This window comes from Mesorhizobium sp. M7A.F.Ca.MR.148.00.0.0 (assembly GCF_003997735.1).
Lineage (GTDB): Bacteria > Pseudomonadota > Alphaproteobacteria > Rhizobiales > Rhizobiaceae > Mesorhizobium.
Genome location: NZ_RZTB01000423.1, coordinates 1 through 398, shown reverse-complemented (window position 1 = coordinate 398; position 398 = coordinate 1). Strand labels below are relative to the sequence as shown.

1 protein-coding gene is annotated in these 398 nt (G+C 60.3%); it reads right to left on the bottom strand.

Annotated features, from left to right (window positions below):
- Positions 1-94 precede the first annotated feature (94 nt).
- The coding region (locus tag EOB49_RS36795; protein WP_206526210.1) for a hypothetical protein at positions 95-398 on the bottom strand (304 nt) is incomplete at its 5' end.

Below are 398 nucleotides of genomic sequence, written 5' to 3'. Positions count from 1 at the left end.
GCGCAACACCATGGTCGCGCTCAGCCGCCAGCGTGCGCTTTATGAGGCGACCTACGGTACGGCCGACAGGCTCGCGGCGGAGTAGCTGCTTTCGTCACGTGTATTGCGGCACGTGGCATGTGATCCGGGATTCTTCGTCCCAGAAGACATAAAGCATGCCGCCGCTGCCCCAAAAGAAGCCTGCCAGTGAATCGAATTGCAGAAGAAATTTCATTTCCCGATCTGTTCCGGGAACCAACGGAAATTGCGGCCCTTGAACCCATGACGGCAGCCCGCCAAGCCGGAAGAGATTTTGCCGCGAATTGCTGATCCCCCACGACTGCCTGAGCCAGCGTGGCGGCGTAGGCGCCAGGCGGACGGTGCTCTCCTTCGAAGCCGGCTCGATTGCGGAGCCATAA